A 24,829-nucleotide genomic window follows, 5' to 3' on the forward strand; every position below is an offset into this window, starting at 1 on the left:
ATTACCGCGCGTTGGAATGAGTAACTTCGAAAAACATGTCAGAGATGGCAGGCATTTGTCCTCTACTGGCAACATTTGTGCATGCCGTCGTCTCTTCCTGTGGGAAGAGGCCTTTGGGGAAAGCGGCAACAGACAGCTGGATGATATTAAAATGAAAAACAGGATCAAATCCCTGGCCTTGCTGGTCAATCTGGGAATTTATGGTGTTGCCTTCCCGCTGTGCGCGGAAGAGACCACAGACAGCAAACAAACGGCCGCCGAAGAAACCATGGTGGTTACCGCAGCGGAGCAGAACCTGCAGGCTCCCGGCGTCTCCACCATCACCGCCGATGAAATTCGTAAACGTCCACCGGCCCGCGATGTCTCAGAAATCATCCGCACCATGCCGGGCGTTAACCTGACCGGTAACTCCACCAGCGGCCAGCGCGGCAACAACCGCCAGATTGATATTCGCGGCATGGGCCCGGAAAATACCCTGATCCTGATTGACGGTAAGCCGGTCACCAGCCGTAACTCCATTCGTCTCGGCTGGCGCGGCGAGCGCGATACCCGCGGCGATACCAGCTGGGTGCCGCCGGAAATGATCGAACGCATTGAGGTCATTCGCGGCCCGGCGGCGGCGCGTTACGGCAACGGCGCGGCGGGCGGCGTGGTCAATATCATCACCAAAAAAGGCAGCAACGAGTGGCACGGTTCATGGAATGCCTATATGAACGCCCCGGAACATAAAGATGAGGGCTCCACCAAGCGCACCGACTTTAGCCTCAACGGTCCGCTGGGCGGCGATTTCAGCTTCCGCCTTTACGGCAACCTCGACAAAACGCAGGCCGATGCCTGGGATATTAACCAGGGGCATCAGTCCGAACGTACCGGCATCTACGCCGATACCCTGCCGGCCGGACGCGAAGGGGTCGAAAACAAAAACATCAACGGCGTGGTGCGCTGGGACTTCGCACCGATGCAGTCGCTGGAGTTTGAGTCGGGCTACAGCCGCCAGGGCAACCTCTACGCGGGCGACACGCAGAACACCAACACCAACGACCTGGTGAAAGAGAACTACGGTAAAGAGACCAACCGTCTCTACCGTAACACCTACTCCGTCACCTGGAACGGCGGCTGGGATAACGGTATCACCACCAGCAACTGGGCGCAGTACGAGCACACCCGCAACTCGCGTAAGGGCGAAGGCCTGGCCGGGGGCACGGAAGGGATCTTTAATAGCGATAAGTTCTCCGATACCGACCTTTCCGACGTAATGCTGCACAGCGAAATCAGCATTCCGTTCGACCGGTGGGTCAATCAGAACCTGACCCTGGGGAGCGAATGGAACCAGCAGCGGATGAAGGATAACGCCTCCAATACCCAGACCTTTATGGGCGGCGATATTCCTGGCGTAAGCAGTACCAACCGCAGCCCGTACTCACAGGCGGAGATCTTCTCGCTGTTTGCCGAAGACAACGTTGAGCTAACCGACTCCACCATGCTGACGCCGGCGCTGCGTTTCGATCACCACAGCATCGTCGGCAATAACTGGAGCCCGTCGCTGAACCTGTCCCAGGGCCTGGGCGACGACTTTACCCTGAAGATGGGTATTGCCCGCGCCTATAAAGCGCCGAGCCTGTATCAGACCAACCCGAACTACATCCTGTACAGTAAGGGCCAGGGCTGCTACGCCAGCGCGACCGGCACCGGCTGCTATATGGTGGGTAACGATGACCTGAAGGCGGAGACCAGCATCAACAAAGAGATTGGCCTCGAGTTTAAACGCGACGGCTGGCTGGCCGGGGTGACCTGGTTCCGCAACGACTACCGCGACAAAATCGAAGCGGGCTACGCTCCGCTCTCCTATACATCACTTGGTAAAGTGAAAACCGATATTTACCAGTGGGAGAACGTGCCGAAAGCGGTGGTTGAAGGTCTGGAAGGGACGTTAAACGTGCCGGTTAGCGAGACCGTTAACTGGACCAATAACATCACCTACATGCTGCAGAGTAAGAACAAAGAGACCGGCGATCGCCTGTCGATTATCCCGGAATATACGCTCAACTCGACCCTCAGCTGGCAGATATACCAGGACGTTTCCGTACAGTCGACCTTTACCTGGTACGGCAAGCAGGAGCCGAAAAAGTATAACTACAAGGGCGAACCGGTTACCGGCAGCGAGAAGAACGAGGTTAGCCCATACAGCATCCTCGGCCTGAGCGCGACCTGGGACGTCACCAAATACGTCAGCCTGACCGGCGGCGTGGATAACGTCTTCGATAAGCGCCACTGGCGCGCGGGTAACGCCCAAACTACCGGCGGTACCACCGGTTATATGTACGGCGCGGGTGCCGAAACCTATAACGAATCGGGCCGTACCTGGTATATGGGCATCAACACTCACTTCTGATTGCTCGCCTGAATCCCGCCGCCCTCTGACCATAGAGGGCGGCGGGCAAATCGGTTAACATCCTTTCATGCACACACGTCACAGCACGCTTCTCCTTGCCGGCCATCTGCTTCAGCGGATTGATTTCGACCCTGCCAGCTTCCAGCCCGCGGATCTGCTGTGGCTGCCCCATCACGCCCTGCTCGCCGCAGGCGGCCGCAAGCGCCAGACCGAACACCTTGCCGGACGCATCGCCGCCGTGCACGCCCTGCGCGAAGTTGGCGAAAAAATGCCGCCGCCGCCCGGCGAGCAGCGCCAGCCGCTGTGGCCCGCGCCGTGGTTCGGCAGCATCAGCCACTGTGAAAACAGCGCCCTGGCGGTGGTCTCCTCTTACCCGATAGGGATTGATATTGAGCGGTGCTTGACCCCGGCGCTGGCGGCGGAGCTCGAAAGCAGCATTATCAACGCCGCGGAAAAACCGCTGCTGGCGGCCAGCGGCCTGCCCTTTGCGCTGGCGCTGACGCTGGCGTTCTCGGCGAAAGAGAGCGGGTTTAAGGCGCTCCCCCTTCCCCGTCAGACCGGGATGGATTTTCTGCGCATGCGGATAACGTCTATAAAGGAGGGAATGCTGCGGATGCAAATTGATGATGAGCGCGTTGAGGTTCACTGGCTGCAAAGCGACGGGCGGGTCATCACCCTCTGCGGGAAGCGCAAATAGCGCCACCCGCACGGGTTTTTAGCGCTACGGTTAGCCCAGCGTCCGGGCCAGCGCCGCGATCGCCGGCGCATCGAAACCGTGGTGCTGACGAAGCCAGCCGCGGTCCGCCGCCGCCGCGTACTCGCCGTCAGGGATCCCCAGGCGCTTCAGGGGGATACCGGCACCGCCTTCGGCCAGCACTTCGGCAACCAGGCTACCAAGTCCGCCATTGACGTTGTGCTCTTCAACCGTGATAACCGCGCGGCAGCCCTGCAGCGCCGCCAGCAGCGCCTGAGTGTCGCAAGGGCGGATTGACGGAACGCTCACCACCTTCGCCTCAATGCCCTGCTCGGCCAGCAGCTCCGCAGCGTCAACGATTTCATGTACCGTCGAACCCGTCGCAACCAGCGCAATATCCCGGCCTTCGCGCAGGGTAATCACCGCCCCAGGCACAAAGCGGTAGTTCTCATCGTGCAGCTCCGGCAGCGCCTTGCCGTCCAGGCGGATATAGACCGGCCCCTGATACTGGATGGCGTAGTCGATTATCTGCCGGCACTCGCGCGGCGTAGAGGGGGCAAAGATCTGGATGTTGCCGAACCCGCGCATCACGGCAAGGTCGTCAATCGAGTGATGGGTGCTCGCCAGCGGGCCGTAGCTGGCTCCGGCGTTGAGGCCAAACAGCTTAACGTTGGTGTTGTTGTAGCAGACGTCGACTTTAATCTGCTCATTGGCGCGCGAAATCAGGAAGGGCGCGGCGTTACAGGTCACCGCTACTTTCCCCCCCAGCGCCAGCCCTGCCGCCATGCCGACCATGCTTTGCTCGGCAATCCCGACGTTAACCAGACGGCCGGGGAATTGTTTAATAAAGGGCGCAATTTTCGCCGTCGAGGTGGAATCAGCAACGACCGGCACCAGATCGACGCCGCTTTCTACCGCGTCAATAAACGCCTGCACCATTACGCTCGCCAGGTGTTCTGCATTACTCATCTTTCAGTTCCTCCAGTGCCAGTTCAATCTCGTCGCCTTTCGGTACCCGGTGGTGCCATTCCGGGCGCCCCTGGATAAAGGAAATACCGGCACCTTTGGTGGTGTTGGCAATAATGACGTTAGGTTTACCCGCCTGCTGCAGCCCTTCCAGAGCGGCCACCACTGAGGCCATATCGTTTCCCTGACACTCGGTCACGGTCATGCCAAACGCTTTCCACTTTTCAGCAAGCGGGTCGGTATTCATAATCTCGCGGGTCGGCCCGGCGAGCTGCAGGTTGTTTTTATCGTTGATAATAATCAGGTTATCGAGCTCGTAGTGCGCCGCAGCCAGCGCCGCCTCCCAGTTGCTGCCTTCGGCCAGCTCGCCATCGCCGGTAATTAAAAAGATGCGGCGGCGGCTGTTGCTCTTTTTCGCCGCCAGCGCCAGCCCCACCGCAACCGGCAAACCGTGGCCCAGCGCGCCGGTATTCAGCTCGATGCCGGGGGTTTTTTGGCGAACCGGGTGGCCGGGAAGATGCGAGTTCGCGTGCTGATAGGTCGCCAGCCACTCGACCGGGAAAAAGCCGGCTTCAGCCAGCACGCAGTAGTAGCACCCCACCGCGTGGCCTTTAGACTGGATGTAAATATCCCGCTCGGGGTCGGCAATCTGCTCCGGGGAGACGTTCAGCTCGCGGAAATAGAGCGCGGTCAGGAGCTCTACCTGCGACAGGTCGGCGCCGGTATGCCCTCCGGCCGGGCTGTTGGCATTCAATCTGATAATGTGGCGGCGCACCGCGCGAGCTTGACGCTCAAGTGCCTGGACATCGTAGCTATAGGGATTCATTTAATACCTCTGAATTTAATTTCAACTTGGAATATTTATTCCGTCAGGGACTAAAAAAACCAGACATCCCCAGGCAGCGCATCATCAGGCTTCCGCCGCTGCATCATACTCAGGAACATTCTGCCTCCTTAACTATCAGGCCTGTCTGTGCCTGGATAAGTTTTCAGTTGACTTGACATCACCATGAATATATATTCAATAATGATTCTTTATTCAATTATGCCGTGACTGTTTTGTTTTTGTCCACAGCTGATTTTGAGGATTGATAAAAGTTAGAGTTTCATCACACTTAGTTCTCTTTCTTTTTCACGTATGATAAAAGCCTCTATACCCTGAATTATTCGCCCTGCGGTCTGCTCAGGCAGAGGGCCGGCGCGGTTAACGCGCAGCGCCAACAGACATGCGGTTTTGGCATGACGGGTATAACATAATGGATATACGTTAATGATTTTCGGGGATATATATGGCTAAGCAGGATGAACAAAGGCTGTTAGTTAAGATTGCCACGCTTTACTATCTTGAAGGACGAAAGCAGTCCGACATTGCACAACTTCTTTCGCTCTCCCAGTCATTTGTCTCCCGCGCCATCACCCGCTGCCAGAAAGAAGGGGTGGTAAAAATTAGCGTCGTTCAGCCCTCGAATATTTTTCTTAACCTCGAAAAAGGCATCGAAGATCGCTACGGAATTAAGCAGGCTATCGTCGTCGATACCGAAGAGGATGCCAGCGATCACACCCTCAAGCGCGCGATTGGATCCGCTGCGGCCCACTATCTGGAAACCCGCCTGCGGCCAAAAGATCTGATCGGCGTCTCCTCATGGAGTTCGACCATCAGGGCGATGGTCGATGAGGTCCACGCGCAGAACTTAAAGGCCAGCGGAGTCATCCAGCTGCTCGGCGGCGTCGGACCGAACGGCAACGTCCAGGCCACTATTCTGACCCAGACCCTCGCCCAGCATCTTAACTGTCAGGCCTGGCTGCTTCCTTCGCAGAGCATTGAGGGCTCGATGGCGGAGAAAAACCGCCTTATCGCCAGCCAGGACGTCGCCGACGTGGTTTCACGCTTCGATGAGGTTGATATTGCCATCGTCGGGATCGGTATTCTCGAACCCTCACAGCTGCTGAAAACGTCCGGTAACTACTACCACGAAGATATGCTGCAGGTGCTGGCCGAGCGCGGCGCGGTGGGGGATATCTGCCTGCACTACTACGACAAAAAGGGCCGGGCCGTGTTAAGCGATGATGAAGATCCTGTTATCGGCATGGCGCTGGAAAAAGTAAAAAAATGCCCCAACGTCGTGGCGCTGGCCGGCGGTAGCGATAAGGTTGCGGCGATCAAAGGCGCCCTCTCCGGCGGTTATATCGACGTTTTAATCACCGATTACCCGACCGCGAGGCTGCTGGTTACCGGCTAATTTTCCATCAGATATCTTTTTTGCATGCCTTTGCGCCCCCCTTTCAGATGCCGAGGCGTGCGAAATAAACAGTTATATTTCAATATCCTGATCAAATATCTCCGCGCTTATCTCCTCTGCTCTCCAGGCATTTATCCATTCAGATAAGTGTGATTGCCAGCACAATTGATAACTTTCCCTCTAGCCCCGGGGAAAGTTTCTGGCTAAGGTATTAAATAAATAATCACTATCGAATATATATTCAGTGATTACAAAAGTGATAACGAAATGTCACATCATGGCCTGCTAAGTCGCAACGCGATAGCGAGGAATGTTCGCCCCTCAGCGCCAGGACGCAGTGTGACTCAGGAGACTATCTAATGCCGGCAACACAGCAAGAGTTCATTATTGCGCTCGACGAGGGGACGACCAACGCCAAAGCGGTCGTGCTCGACGGCCGCGGCAACGTTATTGTCAAGTTTTCACAGCCCCTGGCGATTCAAACCCCGCGCGATGGCTGGGTAGAGCAATCCGGCGAGACGCTGATCGAGGCCTCCCTTGCGGTGATTGCCAAAGCGGTTGAGCACGTTGGCGCGGATAACGTGGCCGCACTCGCCATCAGCAACCAGCGGGAAACCGCCATCGGCTGGTATCGCCACAGCGGAAAGCCGGTGAACGCCGCCATCACCTGGCAATGCACCCGCAGCGCCGCGTTTTGCGACGAGCTGCGCCATGCGGGCAAAGAGCAGCAGATCAAAGCCATCACCGGGCTGCCGATTGCGCCCCTGTTTTCCGCCTCCAAAATGCGCTGGCTGCTGGAGTCCATTCCCGAAGGTCAGCTTCTCGCCGAACGCGGCGAGATCTGCCTCGGCACCATCGATAGCTGGCTGCTGTGGAACTTAACCCACGGCGACGCCTTCTGCTGCGACTACTCCAACGCCGCGCGCACCCAGCTGCTCAATCTGCAGAGCGGGCAGTGGGACGACGACATGCTGGCGCTGTTCCAGATCCCCCGCGCCGCGCTGGCGGAGATTAAGCCTTCCAGCGGGCTGTTTGGCTACACCCGCGGGCTCGCGGCGATACCTGACGGCATTCCGATCATGGCGATGGTCGGCGACTCCCACGCCGCGCTTTTTGGCCACGCGCTGGGGGAACTCGGGTGCGTGAAGGCCACCTACGGCACCGGTTCGTCGGTGATGGCGCCGGTTAAATCAGCCCAGTGCGACATTGACGCGCTGGCCACCACCATTGCCTGGCACGACGGCGAGCGCATCACCTACGGGCTGGAAGGCAATATTCCCCACACCGGCGATGCCGTGGCGTGGATGGCCGACAGCACCGGCCTGAGCGAGCTCTCCGCCGACGAGCTGGCCCACGAGCTGAACACCCTGCCCGCTTCGGTTGCGTCGACGATGGGAGTCTATTTTGTGCCGGCGCTGACCGGGCTTGGCGCGCCGTGGTGGGACGATAGCGCCCGCGGCGTGATTTGCGGGCTGAGCCGCGGCGTTAAACGCGCGCACCTGATCCGCGCCGCGCTGGAATCCATCACCTACCAAATTGCCGATGTGGTTGTCGCCATGCGCCAGCACGATGATTTCAGCCTCTCGGCGCTGATGGTCGACGGCGGACCGACCAAAAACGACTGGCTCATGCAGTACCAGGCCGATCTGCTGGGCTGCCCGGTGATGCGCAGCGACGTGCCGGAGCTCTCGGCCATTGGCGCTGCCCTGCTTGCCCGCAAGGCGCTCAATCCCGATGAACCGGTCGATTTGACGGCCTTTTTAACCGCACACGGTGAATTTAGCCCCGACATGGCCCGCCACCAGCGCCTGCAGGCAAGATGGCAGGAGTGGCGCCATGCGGTGGACAGAACATTATGGAAACCGGCTACGTCCGCCTGACGCCCACCAGGGAATCCGCGGGTGACGAACCTTAATCACTAACAGAAGGAGAATTCCGGCCCATACAACCGCCATTCCGGTCTTACGTTGTTTCACCGTACCCGACAATAACAACACAGAGAGAACATTGTCATGAAATTACGTTTAACGCTTTTAACTGCTGCAACCCTGACCGCGTTTTCTTTTACTGCTCAGGCAGTAGAAAAAGGCACCATCATGATCATGGTTAACTCGCTGGATAACCCGTATTACGCTTCTGAAGCCAAAGGGGCCAGCGAGAAAGCAAAAGAACTCGGATATAAAACAACCATTCTGTCTCATGGCGAAGATGTAAAAAAACAAAACGAACTGATTGATACCGCCATCGGTAAAAAAGTTCAGGGCATTATTCTGGATAACGCCGACTCCACCGCCAGCGTCGCGGCGATTGAAAAAGCGAAAAAAGCGGGTATTCCGATCGTATTAATTAACCGCGAAATTCCTGTCGACGACGTGGCCCTTGAACAGATTACGCATAATAACTTCCAGGCCGGTTCGGAAGTCGCTAACGTTTTTGTCGAGAAAATGGCGGAAAAAGGTAAATACGCCGAACTGACCTGCAACCTTGCGGATAATAACTGCGTCACGCGCTCTAAATCATTCCACCAGGTTATTGACCAGTATCCGGATATGGTCAGCGTCGCCAAACAGGATGCTAAAGGTACGCTCATTGACGGCAAGCGCATTATGGACAGCATTCTGCAGGCCCATCCTGATGTCAAAGGCGTGATCTGCGGCAACGGTCCGGTGGCCCTTGGCGCTATCGCCGCCCTGAAGGCGGCCAACCGGACTGACGTCGTGGTGGTCGGCATCGACGGCAGCAACGACGAACGCGATGCGGTCAAGGCTGACACGCTGCAGGCAACCGTGATGCTGCAGGCCCAGGCTATTGCGGCGCAGGGCGTTACCGACCTCGATAACTACCTGCAAAAAGGCGTCAAGCCCGTCAAGCAGCGCGTCATGTTCCGCGGCATTCTGATAACCAAAGATAACGCAGATAAAGTTCAGGACTTCAACATCAAATCCTGAGTTCGGGTTGTTGCGCCCCTTCGGGGGCGCGTAGGAGAGTGATATGTACAAAAAAACCTGGCTGGCACTGGCCGTTCTTGCTCTCGGGGGCTGTCGTATCGTCTCCCAGCAGGAGCTGGCCGATCTTAAATCCCCGCCCAATCCGCACATGGCAAATATCGATCAAACCTGGCAGAACAACATCGTGCCGCAGGTTGTGGCGCAGGCCCGTCCGGTCAGCGAACTGATGGCCGCCCTGCGCGCCGCTAAAGATTTCGACAGCGCCTGTCAGGCTCTGGGCTACCGCTCTCAGGAGGAAAACCCGTGCATTTTTTACGTCACGGTAGCGGGTAAAATCGACAAGATCGACGCCACCTCCCGCAGCGGCAAAATGACGGTTGCAGATAGCGCCGGCGGCCCGGTAGTGGTGCAGATTGGTCCGACGCTTCGCGGCACCCAGCTGCGCGATGGCTATAAAGGCACCAGCTATCAGGATTTTAATGACCAGGTGCTGTTTGGTGAATACGGCCGGGCCATTAATGAACAGGCGCTGAAAATGATCCAGGCCGCGCAGGTAAAAAGCGGCGAAACGATCCAGGTATATGGCGTCTTCTCTGCCTGGGATATTCCGCAAACGATTCCCGACATTACGCCAGCCAAAATCGTACGCTCCGGAGGACAATAAGATGCCGTCGCAACCCATCGTCGCTCCTCAACCAGTCGAATCTGAAGTTATTATCGAAACGCGCGAGCTGTCCCGCGTTTATCCGGGGGTTATCGCCTTAGATAACGTTAATTACCGGGTATATCGAAATAAAGTAAACGTTCTGATCGGAGAAAATGGTGCGGGTAAATCCACCATGATGAAAATGCTTGCCGGTGTCGAAACGCCCTCCTCCGGACAGATTATTCTCGACGGTGCCGAAGTTTCATTAAGCTCAACTCACCAGGCCGAACGTCAGGGAATTAGCATTATTTTCCAGGAGCTTAATTTATTCCCCAATATGAACGTCATGGATAATATTTTCATGGCTAACGAATTTTTCCAGAAAGGCCGAATTAACGAAAAATATCAGTACGAACTGGCGAAATCACTGCTGGAAAGGCTCGAGCTTGATGTCGACCCCTACACCCCGCTGGGCGAGCTGGGGATCGGCCATCAGCAGCTGGTGGAAATCGCCCGCGCGCTGTCAAAGGATACCCGGGTGCTGATTATGGATGAGCCCACTTCTGCGCTCAGCCAGTCGGAAGTTAAGGTCCTGTTTAACGTTATTGAGCAGCTAAAACGACGCGGCGTCACCATTATTTATATCTCCCATCGCCTGGAAGAGCTGATGGAGATTGGCGACCACATCACTATTTTCCGCGACGGTCGCTTTATCAGCGAACGCACCGTCAGCGACGCCAGCATTCCCTGGATCATTGAGCAGATGGTTGGGGATAAGAAAAAGCACTTCGACTATCAGCCGGCGCCGCAGGGCGAAGCGGTGCTTGCCGTCGAGGGCCTGACCGCGCTGCATCACAGCGGCGGCTACAAGCTTAACGACGTGACCTTCACGCTCAATAAAGGCGAAGTCATCGGCATCTATGGCCTGCTGGGCGCCGGGCGCACCGAGCTGTTTAAGGGGCTGATCGGCCTGATGACCTGCCAGACCGGCAGCGTCCATCTCAACGGCGAGAATATCGGCAAAGCCCACTTTCAAACCCGCTTAAAAAAGGGGCTGGCGCTGGTACCGGAAGACCGCCAGGGCGAAGGCGTGGTGCAGATGATGTCCATTCAATCCAACATGACGCTCTCTGACTTTAGCCTGCAGGGATTTCGCCGGGCGTGGAAGTGGCTGAATCCGCATAAAGAGAGCGCCAGCGTGAAGGAGATGATCCGCCAGCTTGCCATCAAGGTCAGCGACCCCGAGCTGCCCATTACCTCCCTGAGCGGCGGCAACCAGCAGAAGGTCGTGCTGGGTAAAGCGCTGATGACGCAGCCGCAGGTGGTGTTCCTCGATGAACCCACCCGCGGGATTGACGTCGGCGCCAAAACGGACGTCTATCACCTGATCGGCAAAATGGCGCATCAGGGGCTGGCCGTCATGTTCTCCTCTTCGGAGCTGGATGAGGTTATGGCCCTGGCCGACCGCATTCTGGTGATGGCCGATGGCCGTATTACCGCCGATTTGCCGCGCCATGCGGTTACCCGCGAAAAGCTTATCGCGGCTTCAACACCCCAAGATTAATCAGGCTGGAAACCATCATGAACCAGAAATATATGATTTATATGTACCTGCTGAAGGCCAGAACGTTTATCGCTCTGCTGCTGGTTATTGCATTCTTCAGCGTGATGGTACCGAATTTCCTGACCGCCTCTAACCTGCTGATCATGACCCAGCACGTGGCGATTACCGGCCTGCTGGCCATTGGGATGACGCTGGTGATCCTCACCGGCGGTATCGACCTCTCGGTCGGGGCCGTCGCCGGGATCTGCGGTATGGTCGCCGGCGCCCTGTTGACCAACGGGCTGCCGCTGTGGAACGGCAGCGTTATCTTCTTTAACGTGCCAGAAGTGATCCTCTGCGTGGCCATTTTTGGCATCCTGGTCGGCTTTATTAACGGCGCCGTGATCACCCGCTTTGGCGTGGCGCCTTTTATCTGCACGCTCGGCATGATGTACGTCGCCCGCGGCTCCGCGCTGCTGTTCAACGACGGCAGCACCTACCCTAACCTCAACGGTATTGAGGCCCTGGGGAATACCGGCTTCTCGATCCTCGGCTCCGGCACCGTGCTCGGGATTTACCTGCCCATCTGGCTGATGATCGCCTTCCTCGTGCTCGGCTACTGGCTGACGACCAAAACGCCGCTCGGTCGCTACATCTACGCGATCGGCGGCAACGAATCCGCCGCCCGCCTCGCCGGAGTGCCTATCGTGAAGGCGAAGATCTTCGTCTACGCCTTCTCCGGCCTCTGCGCCGCGTTCGTTGGGCTGATCGTCGCCTCCCAGCTGCAAACCGCCCATCCGATGACCGGCAACATGTTTGAAATGGACGCCATCGGCGCCACCGTGCTCGGCGGCACGGCGCTGGCAGGCGGCCGGGGTCGGGTCACCGGTTCGATTATTGGTGCCTTCGTTATCGTGTTCCTCGCCGACGGCATGGTCATGATGGGGGTCAGCGATTTCTGGCAGATGGTCATTAAAGGCGTGGTGATTGTGACCGCCGTCGTCGTTGACCAGTTCCAGCAAAAGCTGCAGAACAAAGTCATCCTGATGCGTCGTCACGAAGAGAAGCAGGCCGCCGCGCTGCCCGGCGGCGCCGCCTCCAGCTAATACGCGACGGCTAACGATCATTGCGCCGGGCGTCGCTCGCCCGGCCTCGCTAAAGGGAAAATAATATGAACAGAAATTTTCACAACAAAACGATTGTTATTACCGGAGCCTGTCGCGGCATTGGCGCGGGGATCGCCGAGCGCTTTGCGCGCGATGGCGCCAGGCTGGTGATGGTCTCTAACGCCGCTCGCGTCCATGAAACCGCGGAAACCCTGCGCCAGCGCTACCAGGCGGAGATTCTCTCCCTCGAGGTCGACGTCACCGACGAGGCCCAGGTTCAGTCTCTGTATGAGCAGGCCGCCGCGCGCTTTGGCACCATTGACGTCTCCATTCAAAATGCCGGGGTGATCACTATCGACTACTTCGACCGTATGCCAAAGGCCGATTTTGAGAAGGTGCTGGCGGTCAACACCACCGGCGTCTGGCTGTGCTGCCGCGAAGCGGCGAAGTACATGGTCAAGCAGAACCACGGCAGCCTGATTAATACCTCTTCGGGCCAGGGCCGCCAGGGCTTTATCTATACCCCGCACTACGCCGCCAGCAAGATGGGCGTTATCGGAATTACCCAAAGCCTCGCCCACGAGCTGGCGCCGTGGAATATCACCGTTAACGCCTTCTGCCCCGGGATTATCGAGAGCGAAATGTGGGACTACAACGACCGCGTGTGGGGGGAGGTCCTCAGCAGCGATAGCAAGCGCTACGCCAAAGGCGAGCTGATGGCGGAGTGGGTTGAAGGTATTCCAATGAAACGCGCCGGGAAACCGGAAGATGTCGCCGGGCTGGTGGCGTTTCTCGCCTCCGACGACGCGCGCTACCTCACCGGACAAACGATTAACATCGACGGCGGCCTGATTATGTCCTGATCCCCGCAGGGGATAATCGGGCAGCGCCGCTAAGCGATGGTTCACAACGGATAGCCCGGATCGCGCGCACCGCGCCGGGCCACGGAATATTCATTAACAGAGTAATTACTATGATCGCCAAAGATTTTGCTCAACAGCTGTTTAATCTGCAGGGTCGCGTCGCCTTCGTCACCGGCGCGGGCAGCGGGATCGGCCAGACCATTGCCTACGGACTGGCCAGCGCCGGCGCGCGGGTCGTGTGTTTCGATCTGCGGGAAGACGGCGGCCTCACCGAGACCGTGAATAACATCGAAGCCATCGGTGGCCAGGCCTGCCTCTACACCGGGGACGTGCGCCAGCTCGGCGATCTCCGCGCCGCCGTCGCGCTGGCGAAAAGCCGCTTCGGCCGCCTGGATATCGCCGTGAACGCCGCCGGCATCGCCAACGCCAACCCGGCGCTGGAGATGGAAGCCGAGCAGTGGCAGCGGGTGATTGATATCAACCTCACCGGGGTGTGGAACTCCTGTAAAGCCGAGGCGGAGCTGATGCTGGAATCCGGCGGCGGCTCGATCATTAATATCGCCTCCATGTCCGGCATTATCGTTAACCGCGGCCTTGAGCAGGCGCACTACAACAGCGCCAAAGCGGGCGTCATCCATCTGTCAAAAAGCCTGGCGATGGAGTGGGTCGGCAAGGGGATCCGCGTGAACTCCATCAGCCCCGGCTATACCGCCACGCCGATGAACACCCGCCCGGAAATGGTCCATCAGACCCGCGAATTCGAAAGCCAGACGCCGATTCAGCGGATGGCGAAGGTTGAGGAGATGGCGGGCCCGGCGCTGTTCCTCGCCAGCGACGCCGCGTCATTCTGCACCGGCGTCGACCTGGTGGTTGACGGTGGATTTATCTGCTGGTAAGCCGCGCCGCCTCTTCGACCACGTCAGCCCTTTGACGCGGCCCGCTACGCGCCTCCCCCTCCGATTATTCAGGCGGGGGAGAGCGCTTCCCTGAACTCATCCAGCCGCTTTATCTGCCGCCCATGAGCATCGAAGTTGTCCGCCGCCAGCCACGCCCGCAGTTCGGCGTCACGCTGCGGCCATTCGCCGTCGATAATCGACAGCATGTCGCTGTCGCGGCTGCGCGCCTTGCGCACCAGCTTCTGGCGCAGGCGCCCTTCCCAGGTAAAGCCCAGCCGCTCGGCGGCCCGGCGGGAGGCGATATTCATCGAGTCGCACTTCCACTCCAGGCGCCGATAGCCGGCGGCGAACGCGTACGTCAGCAGCAGCCAAACCGCCTCGGTACCCAGCGGAGTATTTTTCATCTTCCGCGACCAGGTGACGTGGCCGATTTCGACCGAGCCCATCGCCTGCTCAATCGCCATAAAGCTCACCAGCCCCACCGCCTGGCCGGAGCCGAGATCGATAACCGCAAAGGGAACCAGCGCGTCGTCGCCGACTTTACCTGCCACCCAGTGCGCGGTGGCCTCCACGGTTTCGGGGCGCGTGCTGGCAAGCCAGGTCCAGTCGCTACCGTCGCCCAGGGCGTAGGCGGCAAACAGATCGGCGGCGTGTCGCCGGGTATCCAGCGGCTCAAGCCGGCAATAGCGTCCCGTTAACGCGCTGCGCTTTAGCACGCTGGCGCCCTGCCAGCCAACGACCACATCGTTCACCTGCTGGCCATACTGATTGATTTCCGGCATTTTCACGTTCCGTTAAATTGTGAGCAAATGGTTATATCAAGAAGCGCAGCGCGCAGAAAGACGACCGCGTTATTTTTCACTCATCGCCCGATGATATTAATTATGCTTTTTAAGCATAAGCTTATCCGCATTTTGACTTTACGCCTTTGGTGAAGGGGCCTAATTTAGCGGCACATCAATAATCAAAACATCATTTTTCAGGGATTGCTCATGACTAAAAAACTGCTGTCATTACTGGTGCTGACCGCGCTATCCGCCGCCGTCCATGCCGCCACGCCGCCAACCACCCTGGTGGTTGCCCAAGGCCTCGACGACATCGTCAGCCTCGACCCGGCGGAAGCCAACGAACTCTCCAGCATTCAAACGGTACCGAGCCTCTACCAGCGTCTGGTGCAGCCGGACCGCGACAACCCTGAAAAAATCACCCCCGTTCTGGCCGAAAGCTGGCAGGCGGACCCGGCGGCGAAAACCCTGACCGTTAAACTCAAGCCCGACGCGAAGTTCGCCTCCGGCAACCCGCTACGCCCGGAAGATGTTATTTTCTCCTACACCCGCGCGGTGACCCTGAATAAATCCCCGGCCTTTATCCTCAACGTTCTCGGCTGGCAGCCGGACAATATTGCCAGCCAGCTGAAAAAGGTGGATGACCACACGCTGGTGCTGCACTGGACCGCCGAGGTGAGCCCGGCGGTGGCGCTGAATATTCTCTCCACGCCTATCGCCTCTATCGTCGATGAAAAGCTGGTGGCGCCGAATGCCAAAGATAACGATTTCGGCAACGGCTGGCTGAAGATGCACTCGGCGGGCAGCGGAGCCTTCAAAATGCGCGTTTACCAGCCGCATCAGGCCATCGTGCTGGAGGCCAACGACAGCTCGCCCACCGGCGCGCCGAAGCTGAAAAGCATCATCATCAAAAACGTTCCAGACCCGGCCTCCCGCCGCCTGCTGATCCAGCAGGGTGACGCCGACGTGGCGCGCGATCTGGGTGCCGATCAGATTGCCGCCCTGCAGGGCAAGCCCGGCGTGAAGGTGTTGAGCATTCCGTCGGCGGAGCAAAACTACCTGGCGTTTAACACCGGCAACGACGCCAACCCGCTGCTGAAAAACCCGGCGCTGTGGGAAGCCGCGCGCTGGCTGGTGGACTACGACGGCATCACGAAGGACCTGCTCAAGGGCCAGTATTTTGTCCACCAGAGCTTCCTGCCGGTGGGTCTGCCGGGGGCGCTGGACAACAATCCGTTTAAATTCGACCCGGCGAAGGCCAAAGCGATCCTCGCCAAAGCCGGAATTAAAGACGCCCACTTCACCCTCGATGTCGAAAACAAGCCGCCGTTTATCACCATCGCCCAGTCCATGCAGGCCAGCTTCGCCCAGGGCGGCGTCAAGATTGACTTGCTGCCGGCGGCCGGCAGCCAGGTGTACGCCCGGGTGCGGGCGAAGCAGCATCAGGCGGCGATTCGCCTGTGGATCCCCGACTACTTCGACGCCCACTCCAACGCCAGCGCCTTTGCTTACAACGACGGGAAGTCGAGCACCGTGGCCGGTCTTAACGGCTGGCAAATCCCGGAGCTGAATAAAGCCACCCTCGCGGCGGTGGCCGAGCCGGATGCCGCCAAACGCCTCGGACTCTATAAACAGATGCAGGAAGAGCTGCAGCGCAGCTCGCCGTACGTGTTTGTCGATCAGGGGAAAACGCAGATCGTGGTTCGCGACAACGTCAAGGGCTACCAGCAGGGGCTGAACGCCGATATGGTCTGGTACGATCGGGTCAGCAAATAGCGACGCGTTAGCCACCCGGACGCGGATCTACGCCGCGCTCCGGGGATGTTATCCGCAACGTCCTCACGGCACCCTTTACCTACGGAATAACCATGTCTGCTGTTGCACCCACCGGAGCGGAGCGGCGCGCAAAGCGCCCTCTGCTCGCGCTATTTCAGGGGCTGCTGACCCTGGCGCTGACCCTGCTCGGCCTGCTGCTGGTGACCTTCGCGCTCTCGGCGCTGTCGCCGGTTGACCGGGTTTTGCAAATCGTCGGCGACCACGCCAGCCAGTCCACCTACGATCAGGTACGCCATCAGCTCGGCCTTGACCGGCCGCTACCGGTCCAGTTCTGGCACTATCTGACCCGGCTCGCACACGGCGATCTTGGCACCGCCAGCGCGACCGGCCAGCCGGTACTTCACGACCTGCTCTCCACCTTCCCGGCAACGCTCGAGCTGGCGACGCTGGCGCTGATTATTGGCGCCCTACTTGGCGTGACTGCCGGCGTGCTCTGCGCCCGCTACGTCGGCTCGCCCTGGGACCTGGCGGTACGCACCTTTACCCTGCTCGGCAACTCGGTGCCGATTTTTTGGCTCGGCCTGCTGATGCTGGCGCTGTTCTACGCCAGGCTGCAGTGGACGCCTGGCCCCGGGCGGCTGGACGATATTTATCAGTACAGCGTCGAACCGCGCACCGGGTTTGCGCTGATTGACACCTGGCTGTCGGGTGATAGAGAGGCGTTTAAAAATGCCGTCGGCCACCTGCTGCTGCCGGTGCTGCTGCTGGCCTACTACTCGCTGGCGAGCATCACCCGCCTGACGCGCTCCGCCTGCCTGAGCGAGATGAACAAAGAGTACGTCCTGCTGGCGCGCGCCAAAGGGGCCGGCGAAATGACGATCCTCTTTCGTCACGTGCTGCCCAATATTCGCGGCACCCTGCTGACGGTCATAGCTCTGGCCTGGACCGCCATGCTGGAAGGCGCGGTGCTCACCGAAACCGTCTTCTCGTGGCCGGGAATCGGCCGCTATCTCACTACCGCGCTGTTTGCCGGCGACACCACGGCGATCATGGGCGGTACGCTGCTGATTGGCGTCAGCTTCGTCCTGATTAATAACCTTACCGACCTGCTGGTACGGTTAACCGACCCGAGGGTGCGCTGATGCCGACCTGGTTGTTTTTACGCCGCCTGCGCCGCTCCCCCGCCGCCTTCTGCGGGCTGGTGATTATTCTGCTGCTGGTGCTGATGGCGCTGTTCGCGCCGTGGCTGGCGCCGCTGGACCCCAACTGGCAGGATGCCGCCGCCCGCCTGCAGGGGCCGAGCGCCCAACACTGGCTCGGCACCGACAGCTACGGCCGCGACCTGCTTTCGCGCCTGATTTACGGCACCCGGCCGGCGCTGGGGCTGGTGGCGCTGGTCACCCTGATCACCCTTCCCGCCGGCCTGCTGGTGGGTATTCTCTCCGGCTACTACGGCGGCTGGCTGGAGCGCGGGCTGATGCGCTTTACCGACGTGGTGATGTCGATGCCGCGGCTGATTCTGGCCTTTGCCTTTGTCGCCATGCTCGGCCCGGGGCTGGTCAACGGCGCGCTGGCGCTGGCGCTCACCGCCTGGCCGGCCTACGCCCGCCAGGCGCGCAGCGAAATTCAGCGCCTGCGCCACAGCGACTACCTGGCGGCGGCGGAAATGATGGGCATTCGCGGCCGGCGGCTGCTGATGGGCCATATTCTCCCGCTGTGCTTGCCTTCGGCCATCGTGCGCCTGGCGCTGGATCTGGCGGGCATCATCCTCGCCGCCGCCGGACTGGGCTTTCTCGGCCTCGGCGCCCGCCCGCCAATGGCGGAATGGGGGGCGATGATCGCCGATGGGATGCAGGTGATTTTCGACCAGTGGTGGATTGCCGCCGCGCCCGGCGCGGCGATCCTGATTGCCAGCCTGGCGTTTAACCTGCTGGGCGACGGCCTGCGCGACGTACTGGAGCCACAACATGACTGATATCCGACTCAACGTCCAGGGGCTCTCCATTGACTACCCCAGCGCCAGGGTAGTGAACGATTTAAGCTTTACGCTCGGCAACGAACGCCTGGCGCTGGTGGGCGAATCGGGCTCCGGGAAATCGATGACCGCCCGCGCCCTGATGGGGCTGGTGCGCAGACCGGGTGTGGTCAGCGCCGGCGCGCTCAACGTACTCGGCCGCGACGCGCTAACCCTCAGCAGCCGCGGCTGGCGCGCCCTGCGCGGCAACGATATGGCGATGGTGCTGCAGGACCCGCGCTATGCGCTAAACCCGGTGCTCAGCATCCAGGCGCAGCTGGAGGAGGCGCTTACGCTCCACCAGCGCCTGAACCGCCGCCAGCGTCTGGAGGCGGTGAAAGCCGCCGTGGCCGCCGTGGGCCTCGATTTACCGGTGCTGACCCGCTATCCGGGGGAGCTCTCCGGCGGCATGGGCCAGCGGGTGATGATCGCCCTGGCGCTGCTTAATAACCCAAAGGTGCTGATTGCCGATGAGCCCACCTCGGCGCTCGACGCCCGCCTGCGCAACCAGATCCTCGAGCTGCTGGTCGAACAGTGCGAGCAGCGCCAGATGGCGATGCTGCTGATCAGCCACGACCTGCCGCTGGTCGCCGAGCACTGCCATCGGGTGCTGGTGATGTATCAGGGGGCGCAGGTCGACGGGATGGCGGCGCGCGATCTGCCTGCGGCCACCCACCCCTATACCCGCACGCTGTGGACCTGCCGTCCCGACGCGCAGACCTACGGCCGGATGCTGCCGACCCTCGACAGAAATCAATCTTTTACGGAGGCGACGCATGACGGTCGTTAATCTCGCGGCGTTACGGGTCATTTTCGGCGCTAAAACGGCGGTTTCCGCCGCCAGCTTCAGCGTTGACGCCGGGGAAACCTTCAGCCTGATCGGCGCTTCCGGCTGCGGAAAATCCACCATTCTGCGGGTGCTGGGCGGGCTGCAGCGCGACTGGAGCGGCGAGGTGGCGCTGTTCGGCAAGGCCATTACGCCGGGCGTTCGCTTCCAGGGCCCGCTGCGGCGCAACGTGCAGATGGTGTTTCAGGACCCCTACGCCTCGCTGCATCCAAACCATACCCTGTGGCGCACCCTCGCGGAGCCGCTGGAGATTCACGGCATCAGCGATATTGCGCAGCGGGTGACGACCGCCCTGGAGCAGGTTGGGCTGCCCGCCGACGCCGCGCGTCGCTATCCGCACCAGCTTTCCGGCGGCCAGCGCCAGCGCGTGGCGATTGCCCGCGCGCTGCTGCTGCGCCCGCAGATTCTGCTGCTGGATGAGCCGACGTCGGCGCTGGATATGTCGGTACAGGCGGAGATCCTCAACCTGCTGAACCGGCTGAAGCAGGAGCACGGTATGACCTACCTGCTGGTGAGTCACGACGCCGACGTGGTGGCGCATATGTCGGACCGGGCGGCGTTTATGGCTGAAGGGGCGATCCAGCGCTTCTTCGACCGCGAAGCGCTGGTTAACGGCGAGCATCGGATGAGCTGAGGTTCGCGAACCGCAGACCGCTCCCGGCGTAAACGCCCTGGTCGGGAAGCGGTCGCGGCGTCTGTTCTACTCCGCCAGAGCGGCAAACCGGGCGAATACCGCGTCAAAAATAGCCAGCCCTTTGGCGACCTGCTCGGCGCTGATGGTGCACGGCGGCACCACGTGGATGCGGTTTTCCACCACGAAGGCCAGCAGTCCGGCCTCGGTTAATGCCCCCTTGATCGCCGCCATATCGGAGGCCGCCAGCGGCGTTTTGCGCGCGCGGCTGCTGACCAGCTCCAGCGCCTGGAACAGCCCACGCCCGCGCACCTCGCCGATGATAGCGTGCTTCTGCGCCAGCGCCTCCAGCCCCTGGCGCAGTACGCCGTTGCCAATCGTCGCCGCATTTTCGACGATCTTTTCCTCTTTCATCGCGTCGATAGTGGCCACGATGGCCGCCATCGCCAGCGGGTGGCCGGAGTAGGTCAGGCCGCCGGCAAAGAAGTGGTCGTCAAAGTGGCGGGCAATCGGCTCGCTGATCAGCACCCCACCCGCCGGTACGTAGCCGGCGTTAACCCCTTTGGCGAAGGTCACCAGATCCGGCACAATCCCATCCTGCTCAAAGGCAAACCAGCTGCCGGTGCGGCCAAAGCCGGACATCACTTCATCGAGGATCAGCACGATGCCAAACTCGTCGGCCAGCGCCCGCACGCCCTGCATATAACCATCAGGCGGTACGAGGATCCCGGCGGTGCCCGGAATAGACTCCAGCAGGATCGCGGCAATCGCGCCGGGACCTTCGCACTCGATCATTCTGCGCAGGTGCGCCAGCGCGCGCTGGCACTCCTCCTCTTCGCTGGTGGCATTGAATTCGCTGCGGTAGAGGTACGGGTTGAAGAAGTGAACGTGGCCGCGCGAATACTCGTTCGGCACCCGGCGCCAGTCGCCGGTGGCGGCAATGGCGCTGCCGGTATTGCCATGATAGGAGCGGTAGGCGGAGAGCACCTTATCGCGCCCGGTATACAGCCGCGCCATGCGGATCGCGTTTTCGTTGGCGTCCGCGCCGGCGTTGGTGAAGAACACCTTGCTAAAGCCTTCCGGCGCCAGCTCGACGATGCGCTTTGCCGCTTCGCCGCGCGCGAGGTTGGCGGTAGCCGGTGCGATGGTCACCAGCTCCTCCAGCTGCGCCTTCATCGCCGCCAGCACCCGAGGATGCTGATAGCCGATATTGACGTTGACCAGCTGGCTGCTGAAATCAAGGTACGTTTTCCCTTCGTAATCCCACAGCTCGCAGCCTTTGGCTCCGGCAATCACCAGCGGGTTCAAATTGCCCTGCATCGACCATGAGTGAAATACATAAGCGCGATCCAGTTGGCGTACGTCATCGTTGCTTACCGATACATCGTCTTGTAGTGCCAGCTTCATACCCTGCCCCTCTGATGGCGTTGTTGTTGTCACTATCATTGGGCGCATTGGCGAAAAAGGGATAGAGCCAGTGCGCGGCAGGCGATGTGACACGGTGTCACATCGCCGCATGACGACTGGGCCTGTGCGTGCCCGCCGCGGGTTTTTATAGTGGGAGGACCAGGCACACAGGAGAATGAAATGACGACCAACAACGTGGTATTTATTACCGGGGCAACCTCGGGTTTTGGCGAAGCGGCGGCGCAGGTTTTTGCCGAGGCCGGCTGGTCGCTGGTGCTTAGCGGCCGCCGTCTGGCGCGGCTGGAGAAGCTAAAGGATGCGCTGAGCCAGAAGGTGCCGGTGCATATTATCGAGCTCGACGTGCGCGACAGCGACGCGGTGGAGGCGGCGGTGGCCGCGCTGCCGGCGGATTTCGCCGATATTAAAACCTTAATCAACAACGCCGGGCTGGCGCTGGCGCCGCAGCCGGCGCAAAAGGTTGACCTGCAGGACTGGAAAACGATGATCGATACCAACGTCACCGGGCTGGTCAACGTCACCCACGCGCTGCTGCCGACGCTGATTAAGCACGGCGCCGGGGCCTCGATTATCAACATCGGCTCGATCGCCGGCCAGTGGCCCTATCCAGGCAGCCACGTCTACGGCGCAAGCAAGGCGTTCGTGAAGCAGTTCAGCTACAACCTCCGCTGCGACCTGCTGGGGACCGGCGTGCGGGTCACCGACCTCGCGCCGGGGATCGCCGAGACCGAATTCACTCTGGTACGCACCAAAGGCGACCAGGCGGCATCCGATAACCTCTATCGCGGCACCACGCCGCTGAGCGCGCAGGATATTGCCGGGCAGATGTTCTATATCGCCACCCTGCCGGATCATATGAATATCAACCGCGTGGAGGTGATGCCGGTACGTCAGGCCTGGCAGCCGTTCGCCATCGATCGCGATTAACGCAGCGTATTGAGAAAGCCCGGTCGGCCAGCCGACCGGGCTTTTTAGCGCTAGCGGCTGCTCTGCAAAAACTGCCGCACCCGCTCGGAGTCCGGGTCAGTGAAGAACTTCTCCGGCGGCGCTTTCTCGATCAGCAGCCCCTTCTCCAGAAACACCACCTCGTCGGAGACCTGGCGGGCAAAGTCCATCTCGTGGGTCACCACCACCATGGTGTAGCCCTCGGCCGCCAGCGCTTTCATCACTCCCAGCACTTCGTTGACCAGCTCAGGATCCAGCGCCGAAGTGGGTTCATCGAACAGGATCACCTCCGGCGACATGGCCAGCGAGCGGGCAATCGCCACCCGCTGCTTCTGCCCGCCGGAGAGGGTAATCGGCCAGGCGTCGGCCTTGTGCGCCATGCCAACCTTCTCCAGCTGGCGCAGGGCTATCTCGTTGGCTTCGCCGCGCTTCATGCCCTTCACGTGCAGCAGGGCTTCGCTAACGTTCTGCTGCACGGTCAGGTGCGGCCACAGGTTGAAGCTCTGGAAGACCATGCCCACCCGCTCTCGCACCTTCGACAGCTGGCGGTGGGACATCGCCCGGCCGCTGTGTTCATCGACCCCGAGGCGCAGGCCGCCGATATGAATCTCGCCGCGATCCGGCTGCTCCAGCCAGTTCATGCAGCGCAGCAGCGTCGATTTTCCAGAGCCCGACGACCCCAGAATGCTGACCACCGAGCCTTTTTCAACCGTCAGGTTGATGTCGCGGAGCACTTCAATATTATCGAACTGTTTGGAGACGTTTTTAATGCTGACAGCGGTTGAATCAGGCATGGCTCATTCCTCTTTTCGCTCCCCAGGCGCTCAGCCGCTTAATCAGCAGCTCCAGCAGAATGCCGATCGCCCAGTAGAGCGCAATGGCGACGATAAACGCGTTGAACGGGATAAAATAGGTCGCCTGGACGCTGTTGGCGGCGGCGGTAATTTCCTGGACGGTGATAATGCTCAGAAAGGCGGTATCTTTCAGGCAAATAATCAGCTGGTTGCCCATCAGCGGCAGCGCCGACGAAACGATATTGGGCAGAATAATGCGGGTAAATATTTTGTAGCGCGAAAAGCCCTGGGCCACCGCCGCCTCAATATAGCCGCTGGAGAAGACCCGCCGCTGGCTGCGCAGTATTTCAAAGAAATAGGCGCCGTGATAGATAATCAGCGCCACCAGCCCCGCCGTCCAGGCCTCGAGGCTAATACCGATTTCCGGCAGTCCGTAATAAAGCAGATAGGCGAGAATTAAAAACGGAATGGCCCGCATCAGGCTGACGAAGCCAATAATGAGCCGGTTAAGGAACTTCTTCTGATATTCGCTGAGATAGCACAGCGCAATCCCGATAAATAAACCGGCCAGCGCCGCGATGATAAAGAGCTCAAGGGTGGCAAGCAAACCGGCAATAAAGCTCTCGCGCACCGACCAGATAACGGCCCACTGATTCATAGGATCTCCTGTTTTAGCGCGCCAGGCGTTTAGCTTTGCGTTCCGCCATACTCTGCAGCTTCAGCAGCAGCCCGATAATGACCACATACAGCAGCCCCGCGGCGAGGATCGGCGAGAGGGGTTCGTAGGTCACCGAGGAGATGCGGTTAGTGACGCGGGTCAGGTCCACCACCCCAATCACCGCAATCGCCGGGCTACCTTTAATCAAAAAGGACATTTCGTTCACCAGCGCCGGCAGGCTCTCGATCCACATCTGCGGCAGCATAATGTAGCGGAAGTAGGTCCAGCGCCGCATGCCGACGGATTCGGCGGCCTCGCGCTGGTCGCGGGGGAAAGTGCGAAACGCGTTGCGCCAGATCTCGGCGTTAAAGGCCGAGGTATTCAGCGTCAGCGCCACGATTGCCGACAGGTTCTTATCGAGGTTAATCCCCATCGTCGGTAGCGAAAGGAACAGAAACAGCACCAGCGTCACCAGCGGCGTGGCGCGGGCGAGGCTGATATAGACGACCAGCAGCTGATCGACAAGCGGAATTCGCATCATCCGAACCAGGGCGATCAGCAGGCCAATCACCACCCCGAGGGCGATGGCGATGGCCGAAATCCAGAGGGTCGTCCACGCGCCTTCAATCAATAACTGCCAGGAAATTGCATCCATGTGGC

The 24,829-nt window shown here is 60.0% G+C and carries 23 protein-coding genes; 16 read left to right on the top strand and 7 right to left on the bottom strand.

Annotation, left to right across the window (positions count from 1 at the left end):
* The first annotated feature begins 151 nt into the window (after window positions 1-151).
* Complete coding sequence (gene fepA, locus RTE01_RS06750) at window positions 152-2,392, top strand: siderophore enterobactin receptor FepA (RefSeq protein ID WP_134525395.1); 2,241 nt, start codon at window positions 152-154, stop codon at window positions 2,390-2,392.
* 67 nt (window positions 2,393-2,459) lie between these two features.
* The gene (gene entD / locus RTE01_RS06755; RefSeq protein WP_115193356.1) at window positions 2,460-3,089 is read left to right on the top strand and encodes an enterobactin synthase subunit EntD; all 630 of its coding nucleotides are present in this window, start codon (window positions 2,460-2,462) and stop codon (window positions 3,087-3,089) included.
* A 30-nt stretch (window positions 3,090-3,119) separates the two neighbouring features.
* Here entD and RTE01_RS06760 read toward each other — a convergent pair whose 3' ends face one another.
* The gene (locus RTE01_RS06760) at window positions 3,120-4,055 is read right to left on the bottom strand and encodes a transketolase family protein (protein ID WP_123551071.1); all 936 of its coding nucleotides are present in this window, start codon (window positions 4,053-4,055) and stop codon (window positions 3,120-3,122) included.
* On the bottom strand, window positions 4,048-4,878 hold the full coding sequence (locus RTE01_RS06765) for a transketolase (protein ID WP_041144518.1): 831 nt from the start codon (window positions 4,876-4,878) through the stop codon (window positions 4,048-4,050). The genes RTE01_RS06760 and RTE01_RS06765 overlap by 8 nt, the downstream gene beginning before the upstream one ends.
* A gap of 463 nt (window positions 4,879-5,341) precedes the next feature.
* On the opposite strand from RTE01_RS06765, the gene RTE01_RS06770 reads away from it, so the two are divergent.
* The 8 genes from RTE01_RS06770 to RTE01_RS06805 all read left to right on the top strand — a co-directional run bounded on the left by RTE01_RS06770 (window position 5,342) and on the right by RTE01_RS06805 (window position 14,294).
* Complete coding sequence (locus tag RTE01_RS06770) at window positions 5,342-6,292, top strand: sugar-binding transcriptional regulator (RefSeq protein ID WP_076944882.1); 951 nt, start codon at window positions 5,342-5,344, stop codon at window positions 6,290-6,292.
* Window positions 6,293-6,651: 359 nt separating this feature from the next.
* Entirely contained in the window at window positions 6,652-8,172 is a 1,521-nt protein-coding gene (locus tag RTE01_RS06775) for an FGGY family carbohydrate kinase (protein ID WP_134525394.1), read from the top strand.
* Between the two features lie 132 nt (window positions 8,173-8,304).
* Window positions 8,305-9,240, top strand: a complete 936-nt coding sequence (locus tag RTE01_RS06780) for a D-ribose ABC transporter substrate-binding protein (protein ID WP_134525393.1) — start codon at window positions 8,305-8,307, stop codon at window positions 9,238-9,240.
* A 43-nt stretch (window positions 9,241-9,283) separates the two neighbouring features.
* Window positions 9,284-9,904 carry a DUF2291 family protein gene (locus RTE01_RS06785; RefSeq protein WP_134525392.1) on the top strand — a complete coding sequence of 207 codons (621 nt, stop codon included), beginning with the start codon at window positions 9,284-9,286 and terminating at the stop codon, window positions 9,902-9,904.
* A gap of 1 nt (window position 9,905) precedes the next feature.
* A complete protein-coding gene (locus RTE01_RS06790; protein ID WP_041144513.1) occupies window positions 9,906-11,450 on the top strand; it encodes a sugar ABC transporter ATP-binding protein in 1,545 nt (514 codons plus the stop codon).
* Window positions 11,451-11,467: 17 nt separating this feature from the next.
* Window positions 11,468-12,535, top strand: coding sequence for an ABC transporter permease (locus RTE01_RS06795; RefSeq protein ID WP_115193361.1), 1,068 nt, complete (start codon window positions 11,468-11,470; stop codon window positions 12,533-12,535).
* Between the two features lie 65 nt (window positions 12,536-12,600).
* The gene (locus RTE01_RS06800; RefSeq protein WP_041144511.1) at window positions 12,601-13,398 is read left to right on the top strand and encodes an SDR family oxidoreductase; all 798 of its coding nucleotides are present in this window, start codon (window positions 12,601-12,603) and stop codon (window positions 13,396-13,398) included.
* 110 nt (window positions 13,399-13,508) lie between these two features.
* Window positions 13,509-14,294 (top strand): SDR family oxidoreductase, encoded by a 786-nt coding sequence (locus tag RTE01_RS06805; protein ID WP_041144510.1) that lies wholly within the window; start codon window positions 13,509-13,511, stop codon window positions 14,292-14,294.
* A gap of 68 nt (window positions 14,295-14,362) precedes the next feature.
* Here the strand turns inward: RTE01_RS06805 and RTE01_RS06810 are convergent, their stop codons facing one another.
* Window positions 14,363-15,076, bottom strand: coding sequence for a GNAT family N-acetyltransferase (locus RTE01_RS06810; RefSeq protein WP_134525391.1), 714 nt, complete (start codon window positions 15,074-15,076; stop codon window positions 14,363-14,365).
* Between the two features lie 210 nt (window positions 15,077-15,286).
* Between RTE01_RS06810 and RTE01_RS06815 the strand changes: the two genes are divergently transcribed.
* The 5 genes from RTE01_RS06815 (at window position 15,287) to RTE01_RS06835 (ending at window position 20,350) form a co-directional block, all read left to right on the top strand.
* Entirely contained in the window at window positions 15,287-16,855 is a 1,569-nt protein-coding gene (locus tag RTE01_RS06815; protein WP_041144508.1) for an ABC transporter substrate-binding protein, read from the top strand.
* A 92-nt stretch (window positions 16,856-16,947) separates the two neighbouring features.
* Window positions 16,948-17,997 (top strand): ABC transporter permease, encoded by a 1,050-nt coding sequence (locus RTE01_RS06820; protein WP_227544454.1) that lies wholly within the window; start codon window positions 16,948-16,950, stop codon window positions 17,995-17,997.
* Window positions 17,997-18,830, top strand: a complete 834-nt coding sequence (locus RTE01_RS06825) for an ABC transporter permease (RefSeq protein WP_115193364.1) — start codon at window positions 17,997-17,999, stop codon at window positions 18,828-18,830. The genes RTE01_RS06820 and RTE01_RS06825 overlap by 1 nt, the downstream gene beginning before the upstream one ends.
* The gene (locus RTE01_RS06830) at window positions 18,823-19,659 is read left to right on the top strand and encodes an ABC transporter ATP-binding protein (protein WP_134525390.1); all 837 of its coding nucleotides are present in this window, start codon (window positions 18,823-18,825) and stop codon (window positions 19,657-19,659) included. Before RTE01_RS06825 ends, RTE01_RS06830 begins: the two co-directional genes overlap by 8 nt.
* On the top strand, window positions 19,646-20,350 hold the full coding sequence (locus tag RTE01_RS06835; RefSeq protein WP_076944871.1) for an ABC transporter ATP-binding protein: 705 nt from the start codon (window positions 19,646-19,648) through the stop codon (window positions 20,348-20,350). The genes RTE01_RS06830 and RTE01_RS06835 overlap by 14 nt, the downstream gene beginning before the upstream one ends.
* A gap of 66 nt (window positions 20,351-20,416) precedes the next feature.
* Here the strand turns inward: RTE01_RS06835 and RTE01_RS06840 are convergent, their stop codons facing one another.
* Window positions 20,417-21,754 (bottom strand): aspartate aminotransferase family protein, encoded by a 1,338-nt coding sequence (locus RTE01_RS06840; RefSeq protein ID WP_115193365.1) that lies wholly within the window; start codon window positions 21,752-21,754, stop codon window positions 20,417-20,419.
* 180 nt (window positions 21,755-21,934) lie between these two features.
* On the opposite strand from RTE01_RS06840, the gene RTE01_RS06845 reads away from it, so the two are divergent.
* Entirely contained in the window at window positions 21,935-22,699 is a 765-nt protein-coding gene (locus RTE01_RS06845; RefSeq protein WP_041144502.1) for an SDR family NAD(P)-dependent oxidoreductase, read from the top strand.
* Window positions 22,700-22,749: 50 nt separating this feature from the next.
* Here RTE01_RS06845 and RTE01_RS06850 read toward each other — a convergent pair whose 3' ends face one another.
* From RTE01_RS06850 to RTE01_RS06860, 3 genes are read right to left on the bottom strand one after another with little or no spacing between them, the layout of a single operon-like run.
* Window positions 22,750-23,511, bottom strand: coding sequence for an amino acid ABC transporter ATP-binding protein (locus RTE01_RS06850; protein WP_141334848.1), 762 nt, complete (start codon window positions 23,509-23,511; stop codon window positions 22,750-22,752).
* On the bottom strand, window positions 23,504-24,169 hold the full coding sequence (locus RTE01_RS06855; protein WP_041144500.1) for an amino acid ABC transporter permease: 666 nt from the start codon (window positions 24,167-24,169) through the stop codon (window positions 23,504-23,506). Before RTE01_RS06855 ends, RTE01_RS06850 begins: the two co-directional genes overlap by 8 nt.
* Before the next feature lie 13 nt (window positions 24,170-24,182).
* On the bottom strand, window positions 24,183-24,824 hold the full coding sequence (locus tag RTE01_RS06860) for an amino acid ABC transporter permease (RefSeq protein WP_041144499.1): 642 nt from the start codon (window positions 24,822-24,824) through the stop codon (window positions 24,183-24,185).
* Window positions 24,825-24,829: the final 5 nt, after the last annotated feature.

Origin of the sequence: Klebsiella terrigena, from assembly GCF_006539725.1 — a bacterium.
In the GTDB taxonomy this organism is placed as follows: Bacteria; Pseudomonadota; Gammaproteobacteria; order Enterobacterales; family Enterobacteriaceae; genus Klebsiella; species Klebsiella terrigena.

What these genes read in the sequence shown, in the direction of transcription:
- fepA (WP_134525395.1), top strand. Translation starts at nt 152, where the DNA reads ATGAAAAACAGGATCAAATCCCTGGCCTTGCTGGTCAATCTGGGAATT.
- entD (WP_115193356.1), top strand. Translation starts at nt 2,460, where the DNA reads ATGCACACACGTCACAGCACGCTTCTCCTTGCCGGCCATCTGCTTCAG.
- RTE01_RS06760 (WP_123551071.1), bottom strand. Translation starts at nt 4,055, where the DNA reads ATGAGTAATGCAGAACACCTGGCGAGCGTAATGGTGCAGGCGTTTATT.
- RTE01_RS06765 (WP_041144518.1), bottom strand. Translation starts at nt 4,878, where the DNA reads ATGAATCCCTATAGCTACGATGTCCAGGCACTTGAGCGTCAAGCTCGC.
- RTE01_RS06770 (WP_076944882.1), top strand. Translation starts at nt 5,342, where the DNA reads ATGGCTAAGCAGGATGAACAAAGGCTGTTAGTTAAGATTGCCACGCTT.
- RTE01_RS06775 (WP_134525394.1), top strand. Translation starts at nt 6,652, where the DNA reads ATGCCGGCAACACAGCAAGAGTTCATTATTGCGCTCGACGAGGGGACG.
- RTE01_RS06780 (WP_134525393.1), top strand. Translation starts at nt 8,305, where the DNA reads ATGAAATTACGTTTAACGCTTTTAACTGCTGCAACCCTGACCGCGTTT.
- RTE01_RS06785 (WP_134525392.1), top strand. Translation starts at nt 9,284, where the DNA reads ATGTACAAAAAAACCTGGCTGGCACTGGCCGTTCTTGCTCTCGGGGGC.
- RTE01_RS06790 (WP_041144513.1), top strand. Translation starts at nt 9,906, where the DNA reads ATGCCGTCGCAACCCATCGTCGCTCCTCAACCAGTCGAATCTGAAGTT.
- RTE01_RS06795 (WP_115193361.1), top strand. Translation starts at nt 11,468, where the DNA reads ATGAACCAGAAATATATGATTTATATGTACCTGCTGAAGGCCAGAACG.
- RTE01_RS06800 (WP_041144511.1), top strand. Translation starts at nt 12,601, where the DNA reads ATGAACAGAAATTTTCACAACAAAACGATTGTTATTACCGGAGCCTGT.
- RTE01_RS06805 (WP_041144510.1), top strand. Translation starts at nt 13,509, where the DNA reads ATGATCGCCAAAGATTTTGCTCAACAGCTGTTTAATCTGCAGGGTCGC.
- RTE01_RS06810 (WP_134525391.1), bottom strand. Translation starts at nt 15,076, where the DNA reads ATGCCGGAAATCAATCAGTATGGCCAGCAGGTGAACGATGTGGTCGTT.
- RTE01_RS06815 (WP_041144508.1), top strand. Translation starts at nt 15,287, where the DNA reads ATGACTAAAAAACTGCTGTCATTACTGGTGCTGACCGCGCTATCCGCC.
- RTE01_RS06820 (WP_227544454.1), top strand. Translation starts at nt 16,948, where the DNA reads ATGTCTGCTGTTGCACCCACCGGAGCGGAGCGGCGCGCAAAGCGCCCT.
- RTE01_RS06825 (WP_115193364.1), top strand. Translation starts at nt 17,997, where the DNA reads ATGCCGACCTGGTTGTTTTTACGCCGCCTGCGCCGCTCCCCCGCCGCC.
- RTE01_RS06830 (WP_134525390.1), top strand. Translation starts at nt 18,823, where the DNA reads ATGACTGATATCCGACTCAACGTCCAGGGGCTCTCCATTGACTACCCC.
- RTE01_RS06835 (WP_076944871.1), top strand. Translation starts at nt 19,646, where the DNA reads ATGACGGTCGTTAATCTCGCGGCGTTACGGGTCATTTTCGGCGCTAAA.
- RTE01_RS06840 (WP_115193365.1), bottom strand. Translation starts at nt 21,754, where the DNA reads ATGAAGCTGGCACTACAAGACGATGTATCGGTAAGCAACGATGACGTA.
- RTE01_RS06845 (WP_041144502.1), top strand. Translation starts at nt 21,935, where the DNA reads ATGACGACCAACAACGTGGTATTTATTACCGGGGCAACCTCGGGTTTT.
- RTE01_RS06850 (WP_141334848.1), bottom strand. Translation starts at nt 23,511, where the DNA reads ATGCCTGATTCAACCGCTGTCAGCATTAAAAACGTCTCCAAACAGTTC.
- RTE01_RS06855 (WP_041144500.1), bottom strand. Translation starts at nt 24,169, where the DNA reads ATGAATCAGTGGGCCGTTATCTGGTCGGTGCGCGAGAGCTTTATTGCC.
- RTE01_RS06860 (WP_041144499.1), bottom strand. Translation starts at nt 24,824, where the DNA reads ATGGATGCAATTTCCTGGCAGTTATTGATTGAAGGCGCGTGGACGACC.